Here is a 22,664-nt window from a genome sequence, read left to right as displayed (position 1 = left end):
TTTATTTGATGCACTCGGAGATAGAGCTAACAATATTATCCAATGACATAATTGCTTGATATGGCCCCGCCCCCTCCCAAGTGCCTATATCAAAGAATCCTGTGTTGGGAAAATCCCCTGTTTCAGTTTGTGCCTGCTGGATATTGCTGAATGTCAAATCAATCTGCTCTGATCGAGGTATTGCATCAAGAGTAAATCGAACAACTCTTTTTATTTGAACAATTCCTGAATCGAATGAGTAGGAAGTATTTCCTTGAACAATAATAGCGCCAGCATCACCTACAGATTCAACAACACCACCGCCATTAACAACTGTCTTGCTACCAATATTGTAATAATTACCTGTATATGCGCCAACAAAACTTTTGGATGCATCAGATAAAATTACATCTCGATTAGATACATTTCGAAGAACACATATTTTTATTTTATCCATTGAGGCTTTATTGGTGCTTATTTTAGTGGTGTATTCCTTCAAAAATTCACGTTGCCCATTGTGTTGAGTTTTTAAACCAGTGACGCTGTTTAGCTTAGCATCTCTTTGCTGACCCGCAGAGCAGCCCGCCAAAAACAAAACGGCTATGATACATATGCACTTTTTCATTTAAAAATCCCTATCAATAAAAATGCAATAATAATTGGAGCGTGAATTATTGTCACTAAGTAGCGCTTAGAAGTGCCTTTTCCAAAGCCTCAAATGGATCTTGTTTGTCATTTTCGTCCACCGAGACTGACCACTGGATGACCGCTTCGTCTATCGGAACTTTAACGCCCTGCGCCCCGTAGATTGCTGATACAAGCTGAGCGTTGTGAATGTCGCCCCGGACATCCCCGACCGGGCTGATACGATCGTATTCAGCCCACATCAGTAATTCACTGGGAGTCATGGTCTGGCGCAACTCCGCCAGGGTGCGCCCCATTCGCAGAGCCAGCGCCATCAGAAACTTCATGCCCGGCGTTGCTACTTTTTTTTGGCGTCGTCACTGCTGGCTATCAGATCCAGAGCCTGCTTCAGCAGTCGGGAATGCACCGGACCGTAAACACCCTGCACCTCTTCAGCATCCTCAGGTGAAAAAACAGGATCCTTATTCTCGTCACAGACCACATCGATAAAGAGCGTTACGTCGGCGCGCAGGTTGCGCATGGCCCTTTCAGAAACAGAAAGCTCCTCGTCGCCATCTTTAACGATCTCCTGCCAGCGCAGCCAGGCCTCGGCTGATGGTTCGCGCAAGATCACTTTAGCGCCGCCCCACTCTTTAACAGTTTCAGGTTTATTACGGAAACCTGCCATCCTGGCCAGCGCCAGTTCGCGAATGTTTTGACCCATGTAATTTATCGCCGGTTTACCCGGCGCTCCGGTTAACTAATTTCGACGTCACAAGCAGTGGAGACAATGGTTGCACCCACCGCATCAGTTACGATTACCTGCCGACGGCCACTTTCGCTTGCTGCGGCATTATTAAAACCAATAGTTGTTGTGGTATTACCCAACCCGGAATGCGATCCATTTTTGTACCAGTCATACTTGTACGGCGGCACACCACCGGTTACCACTACGCCAATAGAAAAGTTGTCACCGACCGTGGCGGTTTCTGTTGCTGGGAGATCGGTGGTGAATGCAAGGGCAACTGCCGGCGGCGCGGTAATGCGGGTCGGCTTGCCTTTCAGGCGTAGCGCGAACGTAGCGGCGACAACACCGTTTGTACCTGTAGACCAGGTGTGCTGGCGAACTTCGGCAAAAAACTGGAAACCAATACCGGAAGGAAAAGTGATGCGGAAACCATAGACGGTGTCATTGTCGTAGGCGTCACGCAACGCTGCTTGTCCAGGGTTTTCTTTGAAGTTCCCTGACAGAGACATCTCGGAAGCTGCCGCCAGTCCATTGATGTTCTCCTGCTCATCAGAGCAAAGGGTTGTAACATCAATATCTTGTTTCTGCCCTGCCGTGAACTGCGCCTCCTTAAGCGTGCAGTTGAGCGGGAGGAATGTTGCGGCATCTACCGTAGTGGGGGTGGCAGGTAACGAAGTGATCTCAATCTTCGTGCCCTGCGATTTCTCGAACTGAGAGCTCATTGGCTGTCTCCTGAAAATAAGAAACCCGCCGTAGCGGGTGATTGTAAAGCTGTGGGGGGGATCACCAGGTTATGCTGGCCTCAAACGTGGAGCGATAAAGCCGGGAGTCCGGTTCGTAATCCTGGTATTTACGGATCTCGGTGATGCCGAGAGGCGTAAGCGCGTCAATGGCGAGGCGGCGGAGTTCCCGCGCGTCGTCCACAGTTAACGCATAAACATCGATCTGAATGGTGGTCATTGACTCTGCGGCGCCACAGAACACATCAGCAGAATTTTCCTGCGGCAGTGAGAAGACCAGCCAGGGAGGTGAGATCGAGACATTTCCATCCGGCGATAAAGGTGCGACGTACGGGTAAACCTGTCCGCCAGCCAGGCCGGAGAGCGGAAGATAAATATCTGCTTCAGTCATTTGCTCAGCACCTTATCGATCGCCTGATTCATGCGCTGAACCGCAGCTGCGTACGCTTCATCTTCCCGGGCATCATAAGCGGGCCGGACGAATGGATGAGGTGCCAGTTTGGACGTGCCAAGCTCCACAAAGCGCCAGTAAAAAGCGTTGCGTGGGTTGGACGCCTTCATTGTGTTGTCACTGCCACCCGTGCGAGGGTTAACGCCTCTGATATGAACGCCAGAAGTAATCTCGCCATTTCGACCGCGTTGAGTTATCACCACCACATTTCGCCGAAGTTTCCCGGTATCCACCGGAGCCCGGTCAATAACCTCCTCACGCAATATGCCAGCGCCAGCCCGGGTGGCATCACGCAGCACTTTGTTGTTCTCAGCTCTGCTCAGCCGGGTAAGGTCGCGAGCGATGTCCTCAAGCCCCGAGAAGTCCAGATTCAGATCGATCACTTTTCAGTACCTCTCTTGCAAAGAATTTCCAGGCGAGCGCCCTTCCTGTCAGGGATTGGCTGGCCAACAACGTTAAGCAGCGCGCCGGCAAGCGGTCCCGTTAGTATCTTCAACCGTGAAGCTGCTGATATGTCCTTGCGAAAACGCATCCATACCCTGACTGTTGCCTCAGGCGATTCCGCGCCGGAGGAAAGCTGTTCGCGGCCACTGACCGCGAGAACTTCACCCCACACCGTTTCACCATCAGACCATTGCTCGACGGGCTGGCCGGAGGGGGACCTGGTGGTGACATAATTTTGAATGGTGACCCGGTGCCGTAGCCTACCTGCCTGCATATCACCTCCTACAGTGCAATGAACCGGTAAGGCTCAAGAAGGGATTCAAAACCAAAGGGGAGAGCCGATACGATGTTGCCGATGTTCACCGGCTCCCTGTTTTCATACCAGTGTCCGACCAGCAGCATCAGCGCCAGCTTGACGTCATCTTTGATAACCAGCCCATCCGGATCGTTTGCAGGAAGCACGTCATCATAGAGCTGGCGATTTGTATAGCTCTCCGCCTTACGACGCGCCGCACCGATGTAGATCTCCAGAAGCTGTTTATCCCCCGGGTCATCACCATCGATTCGGCACTGCACTTTGCACTCGTCAATCGTTAGCGCCATGGCCTTTCTCCAGCCCGCAACCATCAGATTGCGGGCATAAAAAAACCGCTTACGCGGCATCCGTTATCGCAGTGCTATGGATTACGGCGTAGCTGGTTTGCCCTGCAGTGCCTTGATGGCGGCAGTATCTTCCAGCACGCAGTCGAAGCGGTGGAATGCCAGGAACGCCGTCTGATCGTATTCGGCGTAACGCTCAACCAGGCGCTTCAGGGTCATATAGGAAACGCGGCGAACGATGAAGCGGTTAAAATCCCCCAGGAAAATGAATTTCTTACTGGCTGCTGCCGCATCAATTGCCTGATCGATCACATACGGAATACCCAGAACGGTCGCCGGGGAACCGCCAACAACATCAGGCAGCCACAGCGGGCGTTTCTGATCATCAACCATCTCTTCAATTACCTGAAGCGTACCGTCATTAAACGCCCAGCGGAATTTAGGTCCGCCGCGATATGCCGGATCAATGGCATGCTTCAGGCTGTTCATTTCCTGCCAGGTGAATGTTGCCGCTGCTGCCGCAGAGACGGTCCCGGTTACTGAAGCCGCCAGACCCTTTGGCTGCAGCGGTGTGCCAGCTCCCGTGCCCTGCACCAGATATTTAGCCTCGCCGCGGCCAATACGCTGTGCGATACGCCCTGCCAGGTAGGCCTCGATATCAACGCCGCTGTCCTGCAGCAGTTCGTTGGAGACGCGGATGATTTTGGATGACAGCTTTTTGGCACCCAGGATCGCCGTGCCGAACGTCACATCACCTTCACTGGCCGCAGAGTTTTCTGCGAGCAGTTCGCCTTCTTCAGAGGTACCGTCGGAAGTGGACCAGGTAATATCCTGACCGTTCGAGGTATTGAGAATCTGTGCAACGCTCGCGATCCCGCCGTAAGCCTTCATCGCATCGATGATGGTGTTACGCATCTGGGTGGGTACGGTATAGCCGCCCTTATCGTCAGGGGTAGTGCCCTGAGCGCGAAGCTCTTTAACGGCCTGTCGCTCTTCGGCAGTCAGCTCACCGAAGCCGTGGCGCAGAAGGCGATCAAATGCTGCGGCGCGGCGCTCATCTGCCTGCTTCTCCGGGTTAATCTGGCGCTGACGCTGCTCCGGCTCCTGCTCGTCAACGTAGCTCTGATCGTGACGGCGCAGCTCTTCTTCGCGGCCGATTTGTTCGTCGAGCGCATCCAGCTCGTGTTTTGCTTTATTCCACTGAGTGCGCTGCTCCTCAGTCCAGGTGGTGTTTTCAGGGATCCCCTCATGCAGCGCACGCATTTCACGGGCGATGGTGTTACGTTTCTGCTTCAGTTCATGCAATTTCATGGTTTTTCCTTACGCGTTAAGAAGAGTCAGCATGCGCTCGCGCGCCGTTCGTTGATTAATGGCTTGCGCCAGCGCGCCGCTGTCGCGCGCCTCCTGCCAGGCTTTCATGGAGCGAACTCCGGAATCGGCATCCTGATAGGCCGGGTAGGTCACCGGGCTTACATCAAAGAGCCGGGAAAAGCGGTTAATCTCGCGAATGACGATACCCTCATCGTCCTGATACCAGTGCTCGCCATCGTGGGCGATCCTGAATGCGAAAGACGACTGAGTGATATCGCCGCGCATCATCGGCGCCAGCACCAGATCACGAATAGTCTGGGTGTCAGGGGCCGCGATATCGTAACGAAGCCCTTTATCATCGACGCTCACGCTTAACGTACCGGAAGCGCTGCGGCCAAGGATAAAGTTCGGGTCATGGTTAAACAGCCCGCGTATATCGTCGCCCAGCACGCCATCGAAAGCGCCAGGCTTAATAATCTCGCGGAATCCCCAGAGGGGTTCGGAGCGGCTGTTAAACACCGATCCGTAACCGATAATGCGCGTGGGCTGTTCCCCCAGCTGTTCGGCACGGACCTCACCGCTGTAACAGCGAGTCTCGCGATCACTCATCGGTTTTTTCCTTTTCGGTTTTGGTGGTTTTGAAATCGTCCGCCGGGTTGGCGGCGTTGACGCTGACGAGCATTTCGTCCAGGCCATCGACCGGGTTCATATCCTCGAAAGCGCGGGCTTCATTGCGGCTCATCCAGCCGTCAGTGATCGCGAAGTGATAGAACTGCGCGCGTTCCTGCGGGGTGCCGCGTAACAGGCCAGTAAGGTTAAACCGGACGTAATACCCTGCGGCCAGCTCGGCGCGGGTAAACAGGCGGCGGTTAAGCTCCTGCTCCCAGTTCGTCACCCAGGGCATCATCGAGTAGCGGACAAACTGAATGGCCTGCTGCGTGATGTTGCTGAAGGTGGCTTTTTCCAGGTCGTTGATCATATGCGCCGGCACGTTAAAGATCCCGGCAATCATCGAGCGGTTGAGCTTTGACATGTCAATGATCTGCGCGTCAATCGGCGACACAGTCAGCGCCTTGTAATCCAGATCCGCAGGCAAGAGCATCGTTTTATTTTCCTGGCTGCGTAACGCCTGCGACGCCTTCTGCCACTGTTCTTTAAGCCAGCCCCAGCTGTCTCTGTTGAGTGCGCTTTTAACGGACACAATCCCGGCCGGGCGGGCATTTCCGCTGAAGAAGCTTTCCGTATACTTCTGCCCACTCATGCCCATGCCGATTGTTTCGGCGTGCTGCATCACCGGACTGAGTCCCATTTTCTGGTTATTCCCCAGCGCCCGGATGTGGATCATGTCGTCGGGGCTGATGGCGAAAGCGCCCTCTTCGTTGTAGAGCCCATAGGTGTAACGCCCGCCGGTATTAATTAGGGTCGTTTCCCACGGCATGCAGCAATCCAGAGATGTCACTTCACCTCGGCGGCTGCGCTTAACCCAGGTGTACCCATTGCCCCAGCCGAGGATGTGACGTTGCTTCAGTTCGCGCCACTTATAGCTGGTCTGCCAGGTGTTCGGCTCATCGTGAACCAGATAGAACGCCGGGTGATCCCGCGCGGGCTCAACCTTGCCGTTGTGCTTTCGCATGACATGCAGCGGCATCTGGGCGAGATTTGATGACAGGACGTATATGCAGGCATACACCGCCGCCAGCTTCATCGCCGTTTCAGGGCTTACGTACACATCCGCCCCGAATAGCCCCTCCATATCAACTGCATCACCGGTTATTGGCGTGCCGGGATTTTCGAGCGATTCACTTCTGAACAGAGAATCAAGCAGCACGCTTCCCCCTTCTGGCCATAACCAGTCCTGCCACCAGCAGGAGTCCGCCGGAGAACATCAGTGCCGGAGCCAACCCGAACTGCAGGTAAAATCCGGACGTGAGCAGGCCGTAACCGACCAGCCCGATTACATCGGTGATAAGTGATTTCATAGAATTAAGAACTCTTCGTCTGAATCGAGAGATGAAAGGAAATCACCAGGCTCTTTGAGCATTGCCCGCCCGATCGCCATAATCAGCGCAACCGCGCCGTCGATTTTGTTTTCATTCTGCTCTTTGATGGGTTTAACCACATCGTCGTTACCAGGCAGATACTTCCCGACGACGTTACTGATACACCAACTCATGATCGGGTTGCCGTCGTGATGAAAGCGGCCCGACTCAATGGCGGCTTCCAGCTCCTTCATCGGGTCAGACATGTTGGTGTAGTTCTGGACAATCGTGATGGGGTTAAGCCCTTCATCAGCCAAATCATGCGAAAGGCCAGTTGCGCCGAACGGGTCAATAGGTGACTCGCTAACCGGGTTAAGTTTGTTCGCAGCCTTGGCCTCTTCAAGGATGTAGCGGTAATCCACCTCAGCACCATCGGTAACGGTTAGTAGCCCCATCTCAACCCATTTCTGAAAACGTTCGGCAGTCCGGCGATCCTCGTTCTTTTCGACGCTATAAACCGTGTCATACGGCACCCAGAACCGCGGCGCCACGGAGTAATAATGTGTTTTCCCGTCAATCTCCCGGCTAAACAACCGCGGCATGCTGTTCATATCCAGTTTGCGCGCCAGGTCAAACGCCAGTATGCAGGGCTGGCCCTCGAACTGCTCCAGCGTCAGCGTCTTGTCTTCGCAGTTCTGCCAGGACACCAGGTTAAAGAACGCGGCCCGGGCAGCGACCCAGATATTGAGGTGTTTCGTTTTGAACACGCCCGCCTGGCGGGCATTGTTGATAGCGCGCTGTTGCTGGCTCAACAGGTAGTCGCGGTAGACCGATACCCCCATATTCGGGTTAGCCTTCTCCAGCACCTTCGGGTCGGTCCAGTCGTCACCTTCATCGACCGTATAAACCACGCCGAACAGCTCCTCGTTAGGCACCGAGCCATTCAGCATTTCAATCACTTCACGGCGTTTGTCGTAGCAAGGCCCCTCGATGTTGTAGCCCGCTGTGGTGATCGCCCACATCAGCGGCTGCCGGCGGGCACCCATGCCCGTCAGCATCGTGGTGTAGAGCGCATCAGTCGGGTGTTCATGATATTCGTCGACGATCGCGCAGTGTGGCGAGGCACCGTCGCCGGGATTGCCGATCAGTGGTTCGAAACGGGAGCCGTCTTCCGGCCGGTTCATGTTTGAAGCATTAACCTCGATGCCGAACGCCTCCACCAGCAGCGGAGTGCGTTTGCACATCAGGCGAGCAGGCCGGAATACTTCCCACGCCTGCTTTTCTGTCGTGGCGCCAGAGTAGACCTCGGCACCGAACTCGTTATCACAGGTGAAGCAGTAGAGCGCCACGCCGGCAGAGATCGCCGACTTGCCATTCTTGCGGGGGATCTCGGTATAAACCTCCCGGAAACGTCGAAGCCTTGTACCCTTCTGCACCCAGCCAAAGGCACAGCAGATGATAAAGAGTTGCCAGGGCTCCAGGGTGATCGGCATCCGCTTGAATGCCCACTCCCCTTTAGTGTGCGGCAGCAGCTGGATAAACTTCGCGGCCTTCTCCGCAATGTCTTTGTCAAAACGGTACCGGAATTTACGGCTTTTCTCCTGAGCCATATCGTCGATATGGCGCTGGCAGGCCTGAATGACATACTGGCACGCCGGGATCTTCCCGCGCACAACGTTGCGGGCATACTGATTCGCGGCGTTAACGTTGGGATACGACTTCCGGCTCATGAGCTGATCATCTTCAGGAAAGGGTTGGAGGTTTTCTTCTGGCCGGCGAGCCCGACCAGACGCTGGCGACTGCTGGGGTCGAGGCCCAGCATTGAACCGGTAGAGCTCATCTCCGATTCCTGCTCTTTCTTCGCGGTCAGCTCAGGGTTCTTAATCTTGCCGCCCATTGCGCCCGTTATGGACAGACCTTCCACAGCGATATTCTTTACCGCCCGGCGCCAGAACTCATAAGCGACACACCAGCGCTCGAGCACGGCGAGATCGGTAACGCAGATCAGGCCCTGGCCGCATAACTCTTTTGTGGTCAGTTCCCACATGATTGCCGCGAGCGGCAGATTCTCTTCTTCAAACCAGTCCGGCGGCGCCACGCCCTTGATGGGGGTGAACACCGGCTCTTCTTTATTCAGGGCTCGCTTACCGGGGTTCCCGGCCAGCTCCTTGCGCGCCGTTGGCTTTGGGCGGCGCCCGGAACGCCCCGCCGTTCCAGCCATAAGCGACACTCCTGGTTAAATTTGATTTTTCGCGGGTATAAAAAAACGAGGAGGCGGGCAGTCCGGAAGGCGCGCGGTCGCAGAGATTAGACCACCCCCTACCCCGACAGATGATGACATAAATTCTCATTTGAGCCGCTCACGCGCTGTCTTCGCTGCGTGACACGACCAACAGAGGCTTTCAAGGTTGCTGTCTTCATCAGTGCCGCCGTGGGCCTTCGCTTTGATGTGGTCCACGCAGGATGCCTGCTTCACGACTCCCTGCCGAAGATGGTTCTGACACAGCCCTTTGTCGCGCTTAAGTATCCGCTCCCGTATGACTTCCCACTTTGTTCCGTATCCACGCTGCTGCCGTGATTGACCTGGCTTATAGGACTTCCAGCCTTCACCTTTGTGATTTTCACAGTAGCCAGACGGGTCTGTTGTGGTGTTCCGACAGCCGCGAACGCGACAAGCCTTCGGTATGCGCGGTGGCATATTCACTCCCCAAAAAACGCATAGCATTATCGCAGGCACTCAGTGAATGCCTGCTGTAATGCTATTGCCGTTCCTGTTCGATCCGGCGTATTCCTGCCAGTTGGTTATTCGCTTTTTCAATAGCAGCCAGCAACGGCTTAATCCATAGAACAGCCTGGCAATATGTCAGGGTGCTGGCGGTAGTGGCGTTATCACTGGCTGCGTCAGCGCTCCCGGAATCGGTGTGCATTGCCCCGGTACGTAAACGGTTCGCGTAGTCGAGCAACCCACCAGCGACATCAGCAGGAACAGGCAGGTCACAAGTTTTTTCACGTCGAAGAATCTCCCGGTATTCGATGACAGTCTTTTCGGTACCTGCATCGATCAACGAATTAAGGCGGCTGGCATTCTCAGCCACCTGATTGAAGCGGTTGAAGTTGAAAGCCTGCACCGCGATAACCCGTCCCTGTAGCGCGTTATCATGCTCCAGAACTCGCTTATCGCTTTGCGCTGTGCTCAGGTCAGCCTGGCTGTTTGCCAGCAGAACACCGAGAATAGCGACAGCGCCAACGACAATAACCACCGCGATAATTACCAGCCACCAGCGCCATGACGTTTTCAGTGATGCCAGTAGAGCTTCAATCATGATTCTTTCACCGAACTGGTGCCATTCATCAACGGTAACATGCGGCTATCCCTCGGCTCGTTAACCGGCCAACGATAACCCGTCACGCGGGAACGTGAGAATGCACGAATATTGATAGCGTCGGACTGATTACCACCGAGGACCATCAGGTCACCATTCTGGTGCTGCCCGACCACAAATCCGACATGGCCGCCGCCGTCGCGACTGAATACCACCACACATCCATAGGCTGGCTCGCGAAGTTCGACGCCCCAGTTGAGATAGGATTTTGCAGACTCGAAACGGGTGGATTTGATTCCGACGCGCTCAAGCATCGACCCGACGTAAGCGGCACACCAGGGCGTTTCATCATCTTTAATTCCACCTCGTTTAATGTCCTTCCAGAACTGGAGGATTAACGGATTGTGTCGCGGGCCTTTAATTTCCATCTGCCCCATGTATTTACGGGCTTCCACCAGCCAGCGCGGTTCATTGCTGATTGTCATCGTTCACTCCTGCCCGTTTTTTAAGTGCGCTGATAGCGATTTCGCGCAGCTTGTCTACGCCAACGAATCCAATCACACCACCGACGAACGGTGATATCGATACCGGAAGGCCAACCACATCAAGCGCGCTGGTGATGCATAAAGAAAGGGCGCCACAAAGGACGCCCTCAAGCCATTTATTTTTTCGTGTTGCACCGTCATATATCAGACGACCATAGGCAATGAGTCCGGCCATTGACGCCCCCAGAATCTGGGGCCACGCATTTTTGAGTCCGGTCAAAACCGCAGCCCAGAATTCAGGGTTCTTGTCATTCATTTTCATAGCCTCACCTCGCATAGTTAGCGGGTGCTGTTTGTAGTAAGGGAGCAGGCTTCACGGGCTGGATTTATCAACAAAGCACGTAGCGGATGATTCCCGTGAGCCTGAAATAAAAAAGGCCGCCCGAAGGCAGCCTCAAAATATTTAGATTTTTTTACAGCGATGATTGGTGGAACCGAACTGCAAGGAAGTAAAGTCCCAGCAAAGTAGTTGTTATGATATTCATTAAGATGAATATATAAACGCCAACAAACACCGTTTTAAGCCACAAGATTGCATCAGGAGACCAGAATGTGAGCAGCCACAAATGGAAAGGCTTCCCAATCAGAATAGAAATCATCCCCAAGCAAAATAACATAAAGCTCACAAGAGCTAGATAACCAAAAAGGTAACAAACAAAGCGCCTGCGCGTCAGTTCGACAGTAAGCTTTTGCCCTCGGAATTTCTCTACTAGAGTCGGAGGTACGCCCGCCATTACTTCGTCGATCGAAGAGCTAGAAAAAGTAGAAACCGCAGCCAGTGCTGCGATATAAAAACCAATCAAGACTTGAAGTAATCCATTAACCTGAAGCAGGAGTCCATTAGTCTCGATTAAAGAGATTTTGCTAGCATGGAAATAATAAACAATAGTGACGATAAGAGACACTGCAGCTGGTATTTTGTAATCATACCAGTCCTTTTCCTCATGCTTGATGCGGAGATAACTCAGCGGCGAAAAAAGTTTCATATGAAACTCCCGTTAGAGCAACCCTATCATTTTCGTTTCAAGCTGCAGATGTACTGTGCTTTCACATTGGTTGATGAGGTTACCTAATATTACCCTCTCACTTTTAGTGAACAGTTTTGTGGCAGCATCTTCGTTACGGTCAAGATCCAAACTGGCTTGCTTGCCATCTTTTGAGTAACTAATTGAAACCTTGGTATATCCAGACTGCTGCCCTTTCTTTCTTAAAATCTCTAACAACCTTTCTTTATCTTTCAATGGCGGCTGTCTAATGATTTTATACCTTACGGACCTTTCTGAAAGCTCAGTGTACGCCGTTTGGTCCAATCCACCTTTTCTTCTTGTGCTCACAAGCTTAACGTTATGAAGTTTTGCACCTTTTAGGGCATCCATAAGCGTCTGAGAACCATGGGAGAAGATATCAAGTTTTGGTCTATGTTGACACATGGCCTTTGTTGCTGGATTTTTAAACTCACACCCTACGAATGCTTCTCGCAGCATTGCGTTCAAAAAAGGCTCGAGAACCGACTTGCTTATTCCCGGAACAGATTCAACGAGTGTTTTGTAATGATCTGCTGTGTGCGGTACAACTTCAGTAGAAATCACAATATGACAAGAAACTGCGATACCTTCCCCTGCAAGCTTAGGCTCTACCCGTAGATTTCCTGTAGTAAGCTCACCAAAAACGGGATCCGAGCCGTTCTTATCGCTCAGTTGAATAAGCAACGTGGCTTGTGGCCCCCCGACTGCATATTTCATTTCTGAAATTCTGACCGCTCTAGAACCATTGTTGTAAAGCTTAACAGCATTGCCTGCATTCACCAGCAGGTTAAGCTTTGTAAGAATATCAGCGATCGGAATGCTTGGCGCTGCTGGATGTGTAGGACTCAAAGCAAAATCAAAAAAAGAAACCCAACGCTCGTTGTTAGAAAGCACAATGCCACCACTTAAATTTTGTTCACGAACATACAGTAACTTAGCAGCGAAAAAAATAAAGTGATCACAAATAAAAAACCCGCAACGTGGCGGGCTTTTCGAGGTTAATTATCTACAGGCGTTATACTCCATAATCAGAAGCATACAGGACAGTTTTATGCAAAGTCAACATTAACGTGCAAAAAAATGTCGCTATTTGCTCCGATCATATTAATAAGTTGTTGCCTTCTCGAATTCTACAGCTGCGTGACGCTCCCCCTGCCGCAGTGTATCCACCAGCATTTCATAGAAGGGTTTCCAGTTGCGTGACCATGAGGATTGATGGAGGTCAGGGAGACGCTTCAGAATGGCACGGTGTACCGTCGCCGAGGAGATAGCAGAAAATCCATTACCAGAGCATCGCTCACAGGTTTTAAACACCGGTGCGCCTCGCTCGCTAGTGGCTTTGCGGTCGAGTACCTCGCCCTTTCCACCGCAACGGCAGCGTGCTTTTATTTCGCCTTTTCCATCGCAAACAATACAGAGCCGTTTCACAAGTTCGCGTTTAATGTCAGTGGCGACAATTTCATCACCATCATGATTGAATAATCCAGGGTACTTAACCACGTCCTCATACTGAGAAATAAGACCACTACCGTTGCAGGTGTGACACATCACGCTGGTCACCGCCGAACGGGAATACTCTGCAAAGGCAAACTGCGCCAGCACCTGCATACACCATCCAAGCTCACCCCCTGCGGCCTTTCTGACATTCTTTTGTGCTGATTTCATCGCATAACGCGCCAGCGCCTGAACTGCGAGCTGTTCATCCGTTTTGCTGATTCCCGCTTTACCGAAGAACGCTGCCAGGCCGAACCGCGCACGGCTGCTGGTGGTACCAATAGCAGCCATTACATCTGTACCGGTGAGACGATCCGGCGAAGTTCCTTTCACGTCGTCGCTGATGTGCATTCCCTGAGGACTGAAATGTTTAAGTGCCGCTTCCAGTTTCATGCTTTCCCCTCAACGTCCACATTGCCCAAAAAATCAGGATCGCCGCCTAACCTAGCTACCTCATTTTTAAGAATGATATTTTCTAGTATCAGCGCCCCGATCTCGCTGTTAAGGTGCGACACCTTATCCTTCATCGCAAAATAATCATCGGGGTTAATCAGCTCCTGAAGCTGACTTTTGGCAAACATGAACCGTTCAAATAAATCCGTATCAACCCCACCGAAATACTCAATGCCATCGTCTTCTTCTTCCTGCTGGCGAACCTGCGATTTCAGGTGCTGATAGTTTTCAATGGCTTCTTTTAAAATTTCGTTTGTCATGCTCAGTACCTCGTAACGTTGCCTGCTTCCCATTCAAGATCCACCTCGCTCTGAGGCTTACCGACCAGATAGTTAAATGGTTGTTTTTCTCCTTCCAGAAACTGGTGTGAACGGGTATCAAAATTTGCGCCAATATCACCAACCCACCCCTCACCTTCGCGTTGTTTGAGCAGGCGAATCATTGAAGCTGGCATCTGGAGCGCTGCCTGCTCATCCTTATCCAGGCTTTCGTATCCCATTTTTTCAGCCTTACGTTGTGCCAGTTCGCGGGGAATGTTGCGCCAGACGGACATAACGTTATCAGGCATATCGGTTAATGCGCCGGTGCCTTTGACGTCCATTTTCCCGGTCGGTGCCGCTTCGTTTGTTTTGCGGGCGTGCGTCACCAGAAGGACGTGACAGTTATGTTCGTTTTTGAAGTCACACAGGGTGTCGATAAATTCTTTCTGTCCGCCGTAGTCCTCCTCATCGAGCCCGCATTTCGCCAGGTTGTCGATAACGAACAGATCGATTCCATACCGACGCCGGGCATAGGCGAAGATTTCCAGCAGACGGCCAGCTTTCGCGGTGCCGGTGAGTTTGAACACCCACAGACGATCGGAGAACCATTCGTTCGTCATAACGATTTCTTCGCGTTTCGGTGATGCGGTACAGATAGTCTGCCGCGTCAGGCGGGCCAACATTTTCCCTGGCTTCAGTTCCAGAGAGGCGATGCACGTCCGAATCCCCTGATTCATAGCAGCAACTGCGATATGGCCAACCAGTTCGGTCTTGCCGTGACCATTCACGCCATTTACCAGCGTCAGTTCTCCGGCGCGAAATTTGAAATTGTAATTCAGCGAGGTCCATGGGCTGGTGAACAAGCCAACATCGCGATGCTCAAACGCTTCAATGGTTTCCTGAAGTAAATCACCTGCCGAGCACAGTTCATCTGGATCGAAAAATTTAGCGCGTTCCATATGCTCTAGGATGGACTCACTGTCCATGCCGCTCATCAGGCAATCGTTGATATCCTTGTGCGGGAGTTCAACTAGGCGGCAGCGATGCTCGCCAAGTCGTCTGGCAATTTCCTTTGCAGCTTCACGGCCGACATCGTCGTTATCCAGGCAAAGCCAGATCTCCTGAAAGCGATCCAGATTGTGGTACTCATATTCAATCCACTGCTGTTTGGCACCCTTGCCGCCGCCAAAGGGAACAGAAAGCGCGTCGTAACCAAGCTGCGTGAAAGTCATACAGTCAATCTCGCCTTCGCACAGAACAACCAGACGCGTGGATTTGTCCAGGGCCTGCCAACCAAAGAGACATGGCTCGCAATCCGCCTCAGCCATAATTATCTTTTTGCCGTTTGGTCTTTCAGTACCTATGCGTTTTACTTGCAGCAGTTCGCCATTCCGGATGTACGGGAATGCCACGGCGGGTACTTCTCGATTTTCTTCGTGATACCAGACCACCGCATCAGACACACGGAACAGATCCGCCGTCTCGCGGGTGATTCCTCGCGTAGCCAGGTAGTCGTAACAATTGCTCGCTTTTTTGACGCCCTTCTTCGTCGGCCTGGAGAATGTTTTTTTCTTTGCCTCGAAATGGTGATCGTCGTCTTTCAGGCCGAGAAATTCTTTTGCCTCACGCATCGCATCATGCAACTGGCAGTTGCGCACCAGTACCCACAAATCCAGAAGATCACCACTATCACCGCTGGCGAAGTCTGCCCACGTTTTTTTGCCACCAATGTTAATTTTGAGGCTCTTTCCGGCGTCACCGTTGGTATTACCAACACACCACTCTTTGCCTTCCAGATGACCTTTTGGCAGCAGGTACTTTGCAACCCTTTCGGCGTTGTCCCATAATTTTTCTGAAAGTTCGGCGGGCGTCATGCTCACTCACTCCGTAAATCAAATTTAACAAAACACCATGTCACGAATTCCTCGCTCAGAACGCCGTGGTTATAACCTGCAATCAGCACGCTCTTGAGGAATGGTTTCATTGGCGATACCCACCGCGCTTCATGCGCTCGATAGCGGCCTGGTTGATAAATACCTCCGCTGTTCCATCTCCAGATGGTGTGCACCATGACCCAGCTGGCGGTTGACTTGCGGTCAGCGTTTCGTTTTCAGCTAGTGACATTGCGGGCTTGTTGGGCACACGATCCGGGAACAATCCCTGCCAGCCTCCAGCAATTGAGCGTCGGATCACTTCATCGGCATTCTGATGGCCTGCAAGCTGCTTAGCCTGGTATGCGCAGGTTGTTTCCGTCAGCGGTTGACGCTTCTCCCGGCGAAATTTAATCCAGTCCAGCCAGATTTCAGCGCTGACGTTTTCAGGTTTTAGCCATGCAGGGTCGAAAGAAGATTTTTTCTGGCGCTTTGCGCGCACTTCTTGTGGTTCATGATCTTTTACTTGTGGATCATGTTTTAAACCTTGTGGATCATGTCCCCCAGAATCTGACGGGTCAAAATGGTTGTTTTTGCCAGAATCTGACGGGTCAAGTGCACTTGAGTCACTCATTTCTGACGCGTCAAAATCTGACTTGTCAGAATCCGATACGTCAGAATCTGACGGGTCAAAATGGTTGTTTTTGCGTCGTTCCAGACGAAGAGCAGATCTCTCCCGAAGTGCAATTTCTTCAAGTTTTTCGACATTCAGAAAGTACATATTTGATGTATTGCGGTTACCATTCCGGCGATTCTCACGTCGAAGCCATTTCTCTGATTCAAGTTCAGCAATGGCTGTTCGTATGGTGCTCTCCCCCGCGCCAAGTTGGCGGGCAATGGTTTTTATGCCAGGATAGCTTTTCCCATCATCACTGGAATAATCAGCCAGGCGTACCATAACCATTAGCCGCGTCCCCTTGACACCAGAAACAGCGCAGGCATCCCAGACATAGCCCTGTAGTTTGCTGCTCATGATGTTAACCTCTTGAAATACTGTTGAAACTTCCAGACCGGTTGCATGCACTCATGCGGGTATCCGGGCCGAGTGAAATAAACCTGCTGCTTTTCCCGGTTCCATCCGGTGACATGCACAACAACACCTCGCGGATCGCGATAATCGATATCGAGTGACTTAATCGGATCTTGTGATGTTTTCGCGTGTGACATGTCACACCTCTGAGGAGGGATGTGGGAATAATTTAGGTTTATCCGGCCTTAACTCATACGCTGGGATTCCAGTCAAAGCTGAAACATCAGGCACATGATCCACCCCAACAACACCAACCTTCCTCCAGCGAGAAACGGATGGCTGCTTAACACCTATCGCGCGGGCTAAAGCATTAACCCCGCCAGCAGCGTCAATAGCTCTCTCAATTGCTGATTTCATTTTCTTTACCCACTCCATATGATTGCTATCGATTGATAATAGCAATTGCTATTGGAATGAGCAATAGACTTGTTTATCATGCGAGACTAGAATGCAATAGCGGAGGCTATAAAAATGCAAGAGAGTAAACTTAAGACACTGGCTGACAGACTTAATTACGCAATGAATGAGATGGGCATGAGCCAAGGGCAATTAGCCAAAGCAGCAGATATGGCTCAGCCAACCATATGGCGCATAACATCTGGCAATGCCAGAGGAACAACAAAAATCGTTGAAATAGCGAATGCTTTAGGTGTTCGCTCGGAGTGGTTGTCAAACGGGACTGGTCCAATGAGAGTTGATGCCAAACGAGCAACCTCCGAAATTACCAACAAAACAGACCCAAACATCTTCAGAGTTGACGTACTAGACCTCACGGTTAGTGCAGGCCCAGGAATAATTAACAGCGAATTCGTGGAGGTGTTGCGCTCCGTGGAATACTCAGTTGAAGATGCACGTCAAATGTTTAACGGACGAAAACAGGAACAGATACGCATCATCAACGTTCGCGGCGATAGCATGTCCGGAACAATTGAGCCTGGTGATCTGCTTTTCGTCGATATCAGCGTTCAACACTTTGACGGCGACGGTATTTACGCATTCATATACGACGATACGTCGCACGTTAAGCGTTTGCAGAAGATGAAAGACAAGCTCTTGGTTATCTCTGACAACCATACCTATCGACCATGGGACCCAATCGAGAAAGAAGAGATGAACAAAATATTCATATTCGGAAAGGTGATCGGCAGCATGCCACAGACGTACAGAAAGCATGGTTAAACCAGGGAAAAGACAATGACACTCCCAGCAACAGAAAGTGAATAGAGTCCAACCCGGCCGCCGTGCCGGGTTTTTATTTACCTCACTCGCTACCTATTCAGCTCCCCATAATTTCACAACGTTGGACGCTATCCGCAATTCAACAAATGCCAATACCTGTTTTTTATTTTTGATATCAATCACATAAAAAATAATAGCAATACATATAGCAATACCTATTGCAATAAGTAATAGCAAGTTCTATCATTCACCCATCAAGTTAACGTAGAGGTGATAGGAAATGACAGAAGCGATAAAAACATTTAAGGGGCTATCCACTCGCCCACGCGATGCTTTCAAGAATATGTCCTTAATCATTGAAGCTGCTAGTTTGTTATCTGCAACTAACGATGACAAGTATCGTGAAATCAGCGACACCCTCCTTGCATTTGTTTGTAATTATGCAAATGAGGCCCACCAGAACGAATCTGAGAAACGCCAATGAAAACCTTCAAAGGGCTCACTCTAGAGCCGGAAACCGCTTTTCGTCAGATAGCCGCGATGATTGAAACTGGATTAATTATTTCGGTTATCGATATAGAAGAAAAATCGGATCTTGGTGATTATATTTTTTACTTAGCAAAGCAATACGCTGAGGCTGCTCATGATTACGCAATGGAGAATAGAAAATGAAAACTCCCATCGAAATACTCGAAAGTGTCGCAGCTGATATTGTGGAAAACACCTCGTTACTTGAGGTTATTTATCGTAACTACGAGCTTCAGCCAGAAGCCGATAACGCAATTGCATGCCTGATTCGTTCGATGCAGAAAACGCTGGACGGTGTTAATGAATACGTCACTATGCTGCCCACGGAAAGCATTACCCGGAACGCTTGCGCCAATAATTCATCCGCAGAGGCAAGTAAGAGATTAACATCTGGCGTGCTTAACAACTGGGCTACAGAAGCCGGAAACTGCAAAATGGCGGTTTGTAATGCGATGGACTGCATTCCGCAGGAATTATCTGCAATAGGAACTCTGACTATCGTTTTTGAAAAGCTCGACGAGCTACAAGAAGTAATCAGCAAGAAAGCTGAAAAAATAAACTCGTAATTAACAAATAAATAATCAACGCCTTAATCGGTGGGACATCACTCACCCTGAGGAAATGCAAATGAATATTATCGTCAGAAATGAAGTCGTGAATAACAAAGCCCATCCAGCCAATCAGGATGACGACATTCTTTACATAAACAAAGCCCACAAAACAGCAGAGTGTGCCAATAAATATGCACATGAACTCCGTGCTGAATTTACCCAGTTGCTTATGCCAGCAATCACACGCACTGATGTGAAGGTAGCGGGAAGATTCACCTCATTACTTAATGAGCTTTGCTTCATGACAAAAATGACGATGGAGAACACCTCAAAGGGGGGGCAATAATGACGTTTCTGAAAGATAAAGCAGCACACAAGACAGCAAAACTTTTCGCCTCTTATGGAAATAGTTATCTGCATATTGCAAACCTTTTTCTGCGCAAGGCTTACGGGCGGTAGTGACAATGAAAAACAACACCATTGAAATTTATCGCCGCCGCATTGCTATTGCGACATTAAACCGAATGAAGCGCAAGACAGGAGGTTATTGTCTCTCCGTAAATATGCCCGATGACAATATTCAGGTTATCGAGATTAACGAAGAATCAATGCTGAAACTTTTGCTGCGCTTCGAAAAACAGGCTCGGACTGAATTCAACACAGAAGCGGAAACATTTCTTCGCCAGACGTATATGAAAAGCGTCGATATCAATGGACACACCGAATATCTGACCGAAACCGGAAAGATGATTGTTGACGAGATTTTTGTGGAGTTAATTAAACACGCGAAAGAGAAATACGTATGTGGAGGAATTAACTGATGGCCTCACAACAAACAATTATGCACGGAATGCAGATCCCCCCCCCAGTCCTCAACGTCGATCTGCATGTGCTTCCGGATTTCACCGGGCGCGTTGTTCTTTACATCGAAAAAGGTCGTGTCACATGCGACCGCCGACTGCTCGATGACGAGCACATTTGCTCACTGGACACTTTTATCGAAATGGCCCGCGAAGTTGGGCTGCGCATTGAGGAGATATCGAATGACTGTTAGCAAAAATGACAACGTAAAGCAGCTAGTTGCCAGACTGAAAGAAATACAGGAGCAGTCCGGTACGCACATCCCCGCGTGGATGCTCGATGAAAATCGTTACGGCAAAGGTAGGCTGACAACTGAAGAGCAGCATGAATGGGCTGAAACCGTTTGTCACTCCATGCGCGGAACTGTCGCCCTTACCTACCTGATTGAATGTGAAAAACGCTGGGGCCTCCGTGACGGTGAGTATCAGTTTAAAACCGGTGAGTTTGTTTTCGGCTTAACGCGGGAGCTTATCGAAAACCTGCTGGTTGAACACGTTGAAGGCGCACTGATCGAGCAAAAACCACAGGAAAGATATCTGTCTGTATTCCAGTTCTACTACGCCAACGATCAGCGCCTGAAAGAAGACGGTCATTCGTGGTTTGCAGGTTTTTTAGACGACATATTTGTGGATCTCGCAGCGCGGTTATGTGCTGGCGAAAATCTGTCAGTGAAACCAGTTTTGCATTAAGGAGTAGCGAAGATGGTAACGAAAACTGAATTAGCGCCGGTATCGGCTCGTGACTTACAGATTATCGAGTATCGCGGACAGCGCGTCGTAACCACGGAGCAACTGGCCGACGGGTATGGTACAGACGTGAACAATATCACGGTCAACTATCACCGCAACCAAGGCCGATTCACTGAGGGTAAGCATTACTTTGACGTCCATGGTGAAGAGCTTCGCAAAATGAAGAACTGGGTATCTTTAAGTAATGCAGTTGGTAAGCGAGCCCGTAACCTGCGTCTTTGGACCGAACGCGGCGCAGCAAACCACGCGAAGATGTTGGAAACTGATCAGGCATGGGGATACCACGAAGACCTGGTGGAATTTTACTTCACACAGCGTGACGCAATTGCCCTGCCGGTCAGCCGTAAAGAGCTGGCGCTGATGGTGATTGAGGCCGAAGAACGCGCCGAAGCTGCTGCACTGGAAAATAAAACCCTCAGCGCCACCGTAGAAAGCCTGGAGAAGCACTTCACCAAAGGCATGACGATCCCTGCCTTCTGTAAGGGTCTGAACGGTGTCAACGTCAGCAAAATGTCTTGGTGGGCCTATGAGCGCAACTGGCTCTACAACGCCCAGCGGGATCCGGAGAAAAACCCAAAGTGGCGGGTGGCATCCTATGCCCGCGACAAATACCTGACCGAAGATGAAACGCAAATCACCCCGCACGGATCAGACGAATTTACCCGGTTTACGCCCGTGCTTCTGGAAAATGGCTGTCACCGCCTGTACCAACTGTACATGAAAGGTGAGTTGCCAATGAAAAAGACCTGGAATGGCGAGTACAGTCACGATAAAGCGATTTATACGCCGGAGGGCCGGGGAAATGAATAAGCAATTCTGGTATCCCGCGGGATCATTACAGATAGCCCACCAGCAGGCTCTGACATGGGTTTGCGACGCATATCTGTTTTATCTGGTCAGCCTGCATCGCCGACCGGTTTATCGCCACCAGTACGGTGATATTTCTCTTAATCAGCCAGCATTGCATGGATTCATCGATTCGTATTTGGAAGACAAAGGCTGGGATATGGAAAAACGCCGGGCCCATTACATCAACATTCTGGACCTCATTAAATATATGCACCGCAGTAATTCGGACTTCATCGACTGGGGGACTGTACCAACACTAACCCCAAGGGGAATCCGATGGATGAATGCCTGTTTCTCAAGACTTGGGGAAATGGTGAACAGTTATGGGGGATGGGAAAACTACACAAAAGAAACTGCGGGAGATTCAATTTCATGAAAATCCAATACCAGGACTATGGCGCTGTAGCAAATATCGTTATCTCCAGCACCGTATTCGAGTACCGGAAGCATAACAGGGTAGTTGAAAACACTCTGTTTCTGGTGCCAGCCGTAGTGAGTTCACGGCACGGAACTTTCATCCTGAAAACGGTTATTTCAGGTAAAAGCCGTGATGCATTACGCGCTTACAGAACTGCAATCAGGGAGGCGGCACGATGAATACAGCGTTTGAAATATGGGTTCGTATGCGATACGGAAATCGTTACGACCTGACACGGGATATTCAGGGGCTTTATTGCCGGGAAGTGGTTAAGCGGATGTTTGAAGTGTGGTGCCACTGCCGTGGCCTGGATGTAGTGTGAGGTGATTATGAGCAACGTTGTTCTTCTGGTACCGAATGACTGGGTTAGCGAAAAGGTTCTGATTGCGGTTACCGGGCTCAAGCCCGGAACCATCACCCGCGCCAGAAAAGAATCCTGGATGCTCGGCCGCGAGTACCTGCACATTTCACCAGATGGCAATCCCAAGCCTTCGAGCGAATGCATGTACAACAGGAAAGCCGTTGATCAGTGGATCGAGGCGCAGAAAAAAAATCAACCAGGTGCGAAGACAGCATGAAAAGCAGTACACTC

General features: G+C 50.8%; 39 protein-coding genes. 13 read left to right on the top strand and 26 right to left on the bottom strand.

The features are described from left to right. Nucleotide 1: 1 nt before the first annotated feature. From OGY37_RS14580 to OGY37_RS23415, 26 genes are all read right to left on the bottom strand, one after another. The gene (locus OGY37_RS14580) at nucleotides 2–604 is read right to left on the bottom strand and encodes a hypothetical protein (RefSeq protein ID WP_286621081.1); all 603 of its coding nucleotides are present in this window, start codon (nucleotides 602–604) and stop codon (nucleotides 2–4) included. 55 nt (nucleotides 605–659) lie between these two features. Then, nucleotides 660–938: a phage tail assembly protein T gene (locus OGY37_RS14575; RefSeq protein ID WP_286621079.1), complete on the bottom strand. Its 279-nt coding sequence runs from the start codon at nucleotides 936–938 to the stop codon at nucleotides 660–662. A 23-nt stretch (nucleotides 939–961) separates the two neighbouring features. Next, complete coding sequence (locus OGY37_RS14570; RefSeq protein ID WP_286621077.1) at nucleotides 962–1,327, bottom strand: phage tail assembly chaperone; 366 nt, start codon at nucleotides 1,325–1,327, stop codon at nucleotides 962–964. A gap of 32 nt (nucleotides 1,328–1,359) precedes the next feature. After that, complete coding sequence (locus OGY37_RS14565; RefSeq protein ID WP_286621075.1) at nucleotides 1,360–2,073, bottom strand: phage tail tube protein; 714 nt, start codon at nucleotides 2,071–2,073, stop codon at nucleotides 1,360–1,362. 61 nt (nucleotides 2,074–2,134) lie between these two features. Further along, nucleotides 2,135–2,482: a hypothetical protein gene (locus OGY37_RS14560; RefSeq protein WP_195319647.1), complete on the bottom strand. Its 348-nt coding sequence runs from the start codon at nucleotides 2,480–2,482 to the stop codon at nucleotides 2,135–2,137. Beyond that, entirely contained in the window at nucleotides 2,479–2,925 is a 447-nt protein-coding gene (locus tag OGY37_RS14555) for an HK97-gp10 family putative phage morphogenesis protein (RefSeq protein ID WP_286621073.1), read from the bottom strand. The genes OGY37_RS14560 and OGY37_RS14555 overlap by 4 nt, the downstream gene beginning before the upstream one ends. Then, on the bottom strand, nucleotides 2,922–3,260 hold the full coding sequence (locus OGY37_RS14550; RefSeq protein WP_195319645.1) for a phage head closure protein: 339 nt from the start codon (nucleotides 3,258–3,260) through the stop codon (nucleotides 2,922–2,924). Before OGY37_RS14550 ends, OGY37_RS14555 begins: the two co-directional genes overlap by 4 nt. Nucleotides 3,261–3,268: 8 nt before the next feature. Further along, the gene (locus tag OGY37_RS14545) at nucleotides 3,269–3,589 is read right to left on the bottom strand and encodes a head-tail connector protein (RefSeq protein ID WP_195319644.1); all 321 of its coding nucleotides are present in this window, start codon (nucleotides 3,587–3,589) and stop codon (nucleotides 3,269–3,271) included. An 81-nt stretch (nucleotides 3,590–3,670) separates the two neighbouring features. Further along, nucleotides 3,671–4,897 (bottom strand): phage major capsid protein, encoded by a 1,227-nt coding sequence (locus OGY37_RS14540; RefSeq protein ID WP_286621069.1) that lies wholly within the window; start codon nucleotides 4,895–4,897, stop codon nucleotides 3,671–3,673. 9 nt (nucleotides 4,898–4,906) lie between these two features. Then, nucleotides 4,907–5,506: an HK97 family phage prohead protease gene (locus tag OGY37_RS14535; protein WP_286621067.1), complete on the bottom strand. Its 600-nt coding sequence runs from the start codon at nucleotides 5,504–5,506 to the stop codon at nucleotides 4,907–4,909. Further along, a complete protein-coding gene (locus OGY37_RS14530; RefSeq protein WP_286621065.1) occupies nucleotides 5,499–6,725 on the bottom strand; it encodes a phage portal protein in 1,227 nt (408 codons plus the stop codon). Before OGY37_RS14530 ends, OGY37_RS14535 begins: the two co-directional genes overlap by 8 nt. Then, nucleotides 6,715–6,876, bottom strand: a complete 162-nt coding sequence (locus tag OGY37_RS14525) for a hypothetical protein (protein WP_286621062.1) — start codon at nucleotides 6,874–6,876, stop codon at nucleotides 6,715–6,717. Before OGY37_RS14525 ends, OGY37_RS14530 begins: the two co-directional genes overlap by 11 nt. After that, on the bottom strand, nucleotides 6,873–8,606 hold the full coding sequence (locus tag OGY37_RS14520) for a terminase large subunit (protein WP_286621060.1): 1,734 nt from the start codon (nucleotides 8,604–8,606) through the stop codon (nucleotides 6,873–6,875). The genes OGY37_RS14525 and OGY37_RS14520 overlap by 4 nt, the downstream gene beginning before the upstream one ends. After that, nucleotides 8,603–9,097, bottom strand: a complete 495-nt coding sequence (locus tag OGY37_RS14515) for a phage terminase small subunit P27 family (RefSeq protein WP_139157095.1) — start codon at nucleotides 9,095–9,097, stop codon at nucleotides 8,603–8,605. The genes OGY37_RS14520 and OGY37_RS14515 overlap by 4 nt, the downstream gene beginning before the upstream one ends. A gap of 126 nt (nucleotides 9,098–9,223) precedes the next feature. Continuing rightward, nucleotides 9,224–9,574 carry an HNH endonuclease gene (locus tag OGY37_RS14510; RefSeq protein WP_286621058.1) on the bottom strand — a complete coding sequence of 117 codons (351 nt, stop codon included), beginning with the start codon at nucleotides 9,572–9,574 and terminating at the stop codon, nucleotides 9,224–9,226. Between the two features lie 61 nt (nucleotides 9,575–9,635). Next, the gene (locus tag OGY37_RS14505) at nucleotides 9,636–10,199 is read right to left on the bottom strand and encodes a hypothetical protein (protein WP_228553192.1); all 564 of its coding nucleotides are present in this window, start codon (nucleotides 10,197–10,199) and stop codon (nucleotides 9,636–9,638) included. Next, nucleotides 10,196–10,684: a TIGR02594 family protein gene (locus OGY37_RS14500; protein WP_048240885.1), complete on the bottom strand. Its 489-nt coding sequence runs from the start codon at nucleotides 10,682–10,684 to the stop codon at nucleotides 10,196–10,198. The genes OGY37_RS14505 and OGY37_RS14500 overlap by 4 nt, the downstream gene beginning before the upstream one ends. Next, complete coding sequence (locus tag OGY37_RS14495) at nucleotides 10,668–11,000, bottom strand: phage holin, lambda family (RefSeq protein WP_094542926.1); 333 nt, start codon at nucleotides 10,998–11,000, stop codon at nucleotides 10,668–10,670. Before OGY37_RS14495 ends, OGY37_RS14500 begins: the two co-directional genes overlap by 17 nt. Before the next feature lie 157 nt (nucleotides 11,001–11,157). Further along, nucleotides 11,158–11,730 carry a hypothetical protein gene (locus OGY37_RS14490; RefSeq protein WP_048236548.1) on the bottom strand — a complete coding sequence of 191 codons (573 nt, stop codon included), beginning with the start codon at nucleotides 11,728–11,730 and terminating at the stop codon, nucleotides 11,158–11,160. A 12-nt stretch (nucleotides 11,731–11,742) separates the two neighbouring features. After that, on the bottom strand, nucleotides 11,743–12,663 hold the full coding sequence (locus OGY37_RS14485) for a hypothetical protein (RefSeq protein ID WP_275222593.1): 921 nt from the start codon (nucleotides 12,661–12,663) through the stop codon (nucleotides 11,743–11,745). 210 nt (nucleotides 12,664–12,873) lie between these two features. Then, a complete protein-coding gene (locus OGY37_RS14480) occupies nucleotides 12,874–13,656 on the bottom strand; it encodes an antitermination protein (protein WP_286621056.1) in 783 nt (260 codons plus the stop codon). Further along, the gene (locus OGY37_RS14475) at nucleotides 13,653–13,976 is read right to left on the bottom strand and encodes a hypothetical protein (protein WP_286621055.1); all 324 of its coding nucleotides are present in this window, start codon (nucleotides 13,974–13,976) and stop codon (nucleotides 13,653–13,655) included. Before OGY37_RS14475 ends, OGY37_RS14480 begins: the two co-directional genes overlap by 4 nt. Nucleotides 13,977–13,978: 2 nt before the next feature. Next, nucleotides 13,979–15,850, bottom strand: coding sequence for a toprim domain-containing protein (locus OGY37_RS14470; RefSeq protein ID WP_071684501.1), 1,872 nt, complete (start codon nucleotides 15,848–15,850; stop codon nucleotides 13,979–13,981). 106 nt (nucleotides 15,851–15,956) lie between these two features. Continuing rightward, nucleotides 15,957–16,880 carry a helix-turn-helix domain-containing protein gene (locus OGY37_RS14465; RefSeq protein ID WP_080100504.1) on the bottom strand — a complete coding sequence of 308 codons (924 nt, stop codon included), beginning with the start codon at nucleotides 16,878–16,880 and terminating at the stop codon, nucleotides 15,957–15,959. Then, nucleotides 16,877–17,074, bottom strand: coding sequence for a DUF4222 domain-containing protein (locus OGY37_RS14460; RefSeq protein WP_286621053.1), 198 nt, complete (start codon nucleotides 17,072–17,074; stop codon nucleotides 16,877–16,879). The genes OGY37_RS14465 and OGY37_RS14460 overlap by 4 nt, the downstream gene beginning before the upstream one ends. Nucleotide 17,075: 1 nt before the next feature. Continuing rightward, complete coding sequence (locus OGY37_RS23415; protein WP_032948000.1) at nucleotides 17,076–17,294, bottom strand: transcriptional regulator; 219 nt, start codon at nucleotides 17,292–17,294, stop codon at nucleotides 17,076–17,078. 114 nt (nucleotides 17,295–17,408) lie between these two features. On the opposite strand from OGY37_RS23415, the gene OGY37_RS14455 reads away from it, so the two are divergent. From OGY37_RS14455 to OGY37_RS14395, 13 genes are all read left to right on the top strand, one after another. Continuing rightward, nucleotides 17,409–18,116: an XRE family transcriptional regulator gene (locus tag OGY37_RS14455; protein ID WP_016150506.1), complete on the top strand. Its 708-nt coding sequence runs from the start codon at nucleotides 17,409–17,411 to the stop codon at nucleotides 18,114–18,116. A 280-nt stretch (nucleotides 18,117–18,396) separates the two neighbouring features. Further along, nucleotides 18,397–18,600 carry a hypothetical protein gene (locus tag OGY37_RS14450; protein WP_016150507.1) on the top strand — a complete coding sequence of 68 codons (204 nt, stop codon included), beginning with the start codon at nucleotides 18,397–18,399 and terminating at the stop codon, nucleotides 18,598–18,600. Further along, on the top strand, nucleotides 18,597–18,788 hold the full coding sequence (locus OGY37_RS14445) for a hypothetical protein (RefSeq protein WP_286621051.1): 192 nt from the start codon (nucleotides 18,597–18,599) through the stop codon (nucleotides 18,786–18,788). The genes OGY37_RS14450 and OGY37_RS14445 overlap by 4 nt, the downstream gene beginning before the upstream one ends. After that, on the top strand, nucleotides 18,785–19,210 hold the full coding sequence (locus OGY37_RS14440) for a hypothetical protein (protein ID WP_181636713.1): 426 nt from the start codon (nucleotides 18,785–18,787) through the stop codon (nucleotides 19,208–19,210). The genes OGY37_RS14445 and OGY37_RS14440 overlap by 4 nt, the downstream gene beginning before the upstream one ends. A gap of 61 nt (nucleotides 19,211–19,271) precedes the next feature. Beyond that, entirely contained in the window at nucleotides 19,272–19,541 is a 270-nt protein-coding gene (locus tag OGY37_RS14435; protein ID WP_286621048.1) for a hypothetical protein, read from the top strand. 118 nt (nucleotides 19,542–19,659) lie between these two features. Beyond that, nucleotides 19,660–20,016 carry a hypothetical protein gene (locus OGY37_RS14430; RefSeq protein WP_115642640.1) on the top strand — a complete coding sequence of 119 codons (357 nt, stop codon included), beginning with the start codon at nucleotides 19,660–19,662 and terminating at the stop codon, nucleotides 20,014–20,016. Continuing rightward, a complete protein-coding gene (locus OGY37_RS14425) occupies nucleotides 20,016–20,249 on the top strand; it encodes a hypothetical protein (protein ID WP_286621046.1) in 234 nt (77 codons plus the stop codon). The genes OGY37_RS14430 and OGY37_RS14425 overlap by 1 nt, the downstream gene beginning before the upstream one ends. Continuing rightward, nucleotides 20,239–20,745, top strand: a complete 507-nt coding sequence (locus OGY37_RS14420; protein WP_286594218.1) for a hypothetical protein — start codon at nucleotides 20,239–20,241, stop codon at nucleotides 20,743–20,745. The genes OGY37_RS14425 and OGY37_RS14420 overlap by 11 nt, the downstream gene beginning before the upstream one ends. Before the next feature lie 12 nt (nucleotides 20,746–20,757). Continuing rightward, on the top strand, nucleotides 20,758–21,615 hold the full coding sequence (locus OGY37_RS14415; protein ID WP_177712324.1) for an ORF6N domain-containing protein: 858 nt from the start codon (nucleotides 20,758–20,760) through the stop codon (nucleotides 21,613–21,615). Continuing rightward, the gene (locus OGY37_RS14410; RefSeq protein ID WP_177712326.1) at nucleotides 21,608–22,030 is read left to right on the top strand and encodes a hypothetical protein; all 423 of its coding nucleotides are present in this window, start codon (nucleotides 21,608–21,610) and stop codon (nucleotides 22,028–22,030) included. The genes OGY37_RS14415 and OGY37_RS14410 overlap by 8 nt, the downstream gene beginning before the upstream one ends. Continuing rightward, entirely contained in the window at nucleotides 22,027–22,251 is a 225-nt protein-coding gene (locus OGY37_RS14405) for a hypothetical protein (RefSeq protein ID WP_032103970.1), read from the top strand. The genes OGY37_RS14410 and OGY37_RS14405 overlap by 4 nt, the downstream gene beginning before the upstream one ends. Further along, nucleotides 22,248–22,394: a hypothetical protein gene (locus OGY37_RS14400; RefSeq protein WP_086523924.1), complete on the top strand. Its 147-nt coding sequence runs from the start codon at nucleotides 22,248–22,250 to the stop codon at nucleotides 22,392–22,394. Before OGY37_RS14405 ends, OGY37_RS14400 begins: the two co-directional genes overlap by 4 nt. Before the next feature lie 7 nt (nucleotides 22,395–22,401). Continuing rightward, a complete protein-coding gene (locus OGY37_RS14395; RefSeq protein ID WP_015570952.1) occupies nucleotides 22,402–22,650 on the top strand; it encodes an excisionase family protein in 249 nt (82 codons plus the stop codon). Nucleotides 22,651–22,664: the final 14 nt, after the last annotated feature.

The sequence above is a fragment of the Citrobacter sp. Cpo030 genome (assembly GCF_030333005.1).
GTDB lineage: Bacteria > Pseudomonadota > Gammaproteobacteria > Enterobacterales > Enterobacteriaceae > Citrobacter > Citrobacter portucalensis.
The sequence above is the reverse complement of the archived record's forward strand: the minus strand, read 5'-3'. Positions and strand labels throughout refer to the sequence as shown.